Here is a 5081-nt window from a genome sequence, read left to right on the forward strand (position 1 = left end):
CTCAATGACCTGTGCAGAATAGCCCTTGGTGTCAGTCGGCACCACAAAGCCACGCACCCCGCGCGCATCACCGTGTTCACCTGTCTGAGCCCAGATAATGGCGACATCGGCAACGCTCGCTAGACCAATCCAGCGCTTAGAACCATTGAGAATCCAGTCACCATTAGCTTCTTGCTTGGCGACGGTGCGCATCGATGCCGGGTCAGACCCCGCATCAGGTTCGGTGAGCCCGAAACATCCGACGGCTTCACCCTTAGCCATCTTCGGCAGCCACTCCTGTTTGTGCTCTTCCGAACCGTGTTTGTGAATCGCCGACATCGCCAGCGAACCCTGCACCGAGACAAAGGTGCGCAGGCCGGAATCTCCGGCCTCGAGCTCTTGTGCTGCCAAACCATATTCGACCGCGCTGCGTCCCGGGCAACCGTAGCCATCCAAGTGCATGCCCAGAACGCCTAGCTTGCCCATCTCCGGGATGATCTCTAAAGGGAAATGCGCTTTATCAAACCATTCGGCGATGTTGGGGCGAATGTGCTCGTCGACGAAACCGCGCACCCGCAGCGCAGTGTTTTTCTCTTCGTCAGAAAAAAGAGAATCCAGTTGGGTAATATCAACAGCCCCAAACAGTGATTCGGTGTGTGCGTTTGGTTCTGGCATAGCGGGGTGCTCCTCGGAGAATTCGTGCGGTGCGGGCGGCCAGTACACATTGGCCAGATTTTATTGTGTACCTCACACTATTACGGCCCAAAACCAACTTCAACCGGTTTTCGCTAATTTTTCCATGAGAAAGCAAAAAGAAAAACAGAGAAAACCAAACATTATCGCCCCGGCTTTTCGCGCGCTAAATGCCTGCTTCTTTCACCCCACGCAATTCCTTTTTCAGGTCTGCGATCTCGTCGCGCAACCGGCCAGCTAATTCGAATTTCAGATCCCGCGCAGCAACCTTCATTTGTTTGGTCAGCTCATCGATCAGCGTTTGGATCTCGTCTTCTGCCATCGAAGACACATCAGGCTTATCCACTAGTGCGGCGTCACCGGCCTCAGATTGGGTGGCTGCTTCCCCATCGTCGTCGGAATCGTAAACCTGATCCAGGATGTCCGCGATCTTTTTGCGCAGCGGTTGCGGGTCAATGCCGTGTTCGGTGTTGTAGGCGATCTGTTTTTCGCGGCGGCGCTCAGTCTCGTCGATAGCGTTTTGCATGGAGTCCGTGACCCGGTCGGCATACATGATGACCTCACCGGAGACGTTACGGGCAGCGCGTCCGATGGTCTGAATAAGCGAGGTCGTCGAACGCAAGAAGCCTTCTTTATCCGCATCGAGGATCGCGACCAACGAGACTTCTGGCAGGTCGAGGCCCTCGCGAAGCAGGTTGATGCCCACCAAGACGTCAAACTCACCCAGACGCAACTGGCGCAGCAGCTCCACGCGCTGCAGAGTATCAATATCGGAGTGAAGATAGCGGACCTTAACCCCGTGTTCCAACAGGTAATCAGTCAGGTCTTCGGCCATCCGCTTGGTCAGGGTGGTCACCAGCACACGTTCGTTTTTCGCGGTGCGGGTTTTTACCTCGTCGATAAGGTCATCAATCTGGCCTTTTGTTGGTTTGACGGTAACCTTCGGGTCCACCAACCCGGTCGGGCGAATCACCTGCTCGACGTATTCACCGCCGGCCGCTGTGATCTCATAATCACCCGGGGTTGCAGAGAGATAGACGGTCTGGCCGACGCGTTTTTCGAATTCGTCGAAGGTCAGCGGCCGGTTATCCAGTGCTGAAGGCAACCGGAAACCGAAGTCCACCAAGTTGCGCTTGCGTGACATATCGCCTTCGAACATGCCACCGATCTGTGGGACGGTCACGTGGGACTCGTCGATGATCGTGAGGAAGTCTTCTGGGAAATAATCCATCAGCGTCGCAGGCGCGCTGCCAGCCTCTCGCCCGTCGATATGGCGCGAGTAGTTCTCGATGCCGGAGCAGAAACCGACCTGTTCGATCATTTCCAGGTCATACTCAGTGCGCATGCGCAGACGCTGTGCTTCGAGCAATTTTCCGCGGTTTTCCAACTCGGTCAGCCGCTGTTGCAGCTCTTCTTTGATGTCCGCGATGGCCTTTTCCATGCGTTCGGGGCCCGCGACATAGTGGGTCGCGGGGAAAATGCGCACCTCATCAACTTGTTCCAGAACATCACCCGTCAGCGGATGGATGTAGTAGAGAGCATCGATGTCGTCGCCGAAAAACTCGATGCGTACTGCGCGTTCCTCGTAAGCCGGGATGATGTCGACCGTATCGCCGTTAACGCGGAAAGCGCCGCGGGTAAAGCCAACGTCGTTGCGCTCGTATTGAATATCAACCAGCAGGCGCAGAAAACGGTCGCGTTCTACTTCATCATCGACTTTCATGACGACGGATCGGTCCAGGTAGGACTGCGGTGTTCCCAGACCATAGATGCACGAGACAGAAGAGACTACGACGACGTCCCGGCGGGATAGCAGCGCGGAGGTTGCCGAGTGTCGCAGGCGCTCGACGTCTTCGTTGATCGAAGAATCTTTTTCGATATAGGTATCGGTCTGTGCGACGTAGGCTTCGGGTTGGTAGTAGTCGTAGTAGGAAACGAAGTATTCCACTGCGTTATTTGGCAACAGTTGCCGTAACTCGTTTGCCAGCTGCGCCGCCAGCGTCTTGTTCGGCGCCATGACCAGCGTGGGTCGCTGCTGCTGTTCGATTAGCCACGCCGCGGTAGCGGATTTACCGGTACCGGTGGCACCGAGCAACACGACGTCGGATTCGCCTTCTTTGAGCCGCCGGTCGAGCTCTTTGATCGCTTTTGGCTGATCGCCGGCGGGCTGGTATTCGGAGACGACCTCGAAGGTCTTTTTCCGGCGCTCGATCTCGCCGACGGGACGGTGTTCGGATTCCGAGAAGACTGGGTATTCAGCAGCAAAAGCCATAATCGCCAGTCTACCGCGCTGTTAGTCGCGAGAAAGCCGGTGGATTTTTTCTACCGCCGCAGTGATTTGTGGGCGCAGCTCGTCTTCTTCGCCGTTGTTGTCGATGAGGATATCTGCTGCGGCCTTGCGCGTTTCATCATCAATTTGGGCATTGATGCGGCGACGGACGTCATCGCTGTCGAGACCACGTTTGGTGGTCAGGCGTTCGATGCGTAGGTGTTCATCGGTATGGACGACTATGGTGGCGTCCATGTCTTTGTGCAGACCCTTGTCGATAAGCAGGGGCATGTCGTAGATTACGGCCTCTGCCCCGCTGTCGCGTGCTGCGTCAAAAAGCTCTTGGGTGCGCTCGTTGATGCGGGGGTGGGTGATCTCGTTGAGCGTGCGGGTGGCTTCCTCGTCGACGAAGGCACGGGTTGCGAGAAGTTTGCGGTCGAGTGCGCCGTCGGCATCGAGGATGTCGTCGCCGAATGCGGCGGCGAGTTCTTGCAGTGCTGGTTGGCCGGGTTCGACGATTTCGCGGGCGATGCGGTCGGCATCGACGATGGGGAATCCGTGTTCTTTGAGCATTGCGGCAACGGTTGACTTACCGCTTCCGATGCCTCCGGTAAGTCCGATGAGTTTCATGCGTTTAGTCTAGAACGCACAAACCCACTTCTCAATGCCCTGGTCGGACATAAAGAAGTGGGTATGGTTTCTGCGCAGCTGGCGCGCTCGGTTATCGCTTAGGCGTTACCGGGGCTGCCAGCCTGGTTACTGGTTTAGTTGCCAGCCAACTTGTCGCGCAGTGCTGCAAGCTGTTCGTCGGATGCCAGCGAGCCGGCGTCTTCGGTGGTGCCTTCGGATGACGGAGCGGCATCGGAAGCACCAGTCTCGGACGAGTAGTTGGCGGCATCGTCGTTAGCAGCTGCTTCAGCGGCTGCGGCACGGTTGCGCTCGATCTGCGCGGTGTGCAGCTGGAAGCGACGCTCGGATTCGGCGTAACGAGCTTCCCAAGCCTGACGCTGTTCGTCGAAGCCTTCTTTCCACTCGTTGGTCTCTGGGTCGAAGCCTTCTGGGAACAGGTAGTTGCCCTGCTCGTCGTAGGAGTCGGCCATGCCGTACTTGGAAGGATCGAATTCCTCGGTGTAGTCCTCGTCTGCCTGCTTCAGCGACAGGGAGATACGACGACGCTCGAGGTCGATGTCGATGACCTTGACCATGGCTTCTTCGCCGACGTTGACAACCTGGTCTGGAACCTCGACGTGGCGCTGTGCCAGCTCGGAGATGTGAACCAGACCTTCGATGCCTTCTTCGACGCGAACGAACGCACCGAATGGAACCAGCTTGGTGACCTTGCCCGGAACGATCTGACCCACAGCGTGAGTGCGGGCGAATACGCGCCAAGGATCTTCTTGGGTCGCCTTCAGCGACAGGGAAACGCGCTCGCGGTCCAGATCAACATCCAGAACCTCAACGGTTACCTCGTCACCAACGGTGACAACCTCGGATGGGTGATCGATGTGCTTCCAAGACAGCTCGGAAACGTGTACCAGACCGTCGACACCGCCCAGGTCCACGAAGGAACCGAAGTTGACGATGGAGGAAACGACACCCTTGCGTACCTGACCCTTTTGCAGCTGGTGCAGGAATTCGGAACGAACCTCGGACTGGGTCTGCTCCAGGTATGCGCGACGGGACAGAACGACGTTGTTGCGGTTCTTGTCCAGCTCGATGATCTTAGCGTCGAGTTCCTGGCCGATGTATGGTTCCAGGTCACGAACGCGGCGCATTTCTACCAGGGAAGCAGGCAGGAAGCCACGCAGACCGATGTCCAGGATCAGGCCGCCCTTGACAACCTCGATAACAGTACCGGTGACGTGCTCGTCGTTTTCCTTGAGATCCTCGATGGCACCCCAAGCGCGCTCGTACTGTGCGCGCTTCTTGGAAAGCAGCAGACGGCCTTCCTTGTCTTCCTTCGTCAAAACCAAGGCGTCGATCTGGTCTCCCAGTTCAACAACCTCATCAGGGTTGACGTCGTGCTTGATGGACAGCTCACGCGAAGGGATTACACCTTCGGTCTTGTATCCGATGTCAAGCAGTACCTCGTCGTGATCGACCTTGACGACGGTGCCTTCGACAATGTCACCGTCATTGA

4 protein-coding genes are annotated in these 5081 nt (G+C 57.0%); all 4 read right to left on the reverse strand.

The window, feature by feature from the left end; all coding sequences use genetic code 11:
• Positions 1 to 654 (reverse strand): acyl-CoA dehydrogenase family protein (locus tag RCH87_RS10080; protein WP_306516567.1); only part of this gene is annotated, 654 nt, incomplete at its 3' end.
• A gap of 184 nt (positions 655 to 838) precedes the next feature.
• Positions 839 to 2944, reverse strand: a complete 2106-nt coding sequence (uvrB, locus tag RCH87_RS10085; RefSeq protein WP_306516568.1) for an excinuclease ABC subunit UvrB — start codon at positions 2942 to 2944, stop codon at positions 839 to 841.
• A 21-nt stretch (positions 2945 to 2965) separates the two neighbouring features.
• Positions 2966 to 3571, reverse strand: a complete 606-nt coding sequence (coaE, locus tag RCH87_RS10090; RefSeq protein WP_306516569.1) for a dephospho-CoA kinase — start codon at positions 3569 to 3571, stop codon at positions 2966 to 2968.
• Between the two features lie 134 nt (positions 3572 to 3705).
• Positions 3706 to 5081 (reverse strand): 30S ribosomal protein S1 (gene rpsA, locus RCH87_RS10095; RefSeq protein WP_306516570.1); only part of this gene is annotated, 1376 nt, incomplete at its 5' end.

Origin of the sequence: Corynebacterium sp., assembly GCF_030826625.1 — a bacterium.
In the GTDB taxonomy this organism is placed as follows: Bacteria; Actinomycetota; Actinomycetes; order Mycobacteriales; family Mycobacteriaceae; genus Corynebacterium.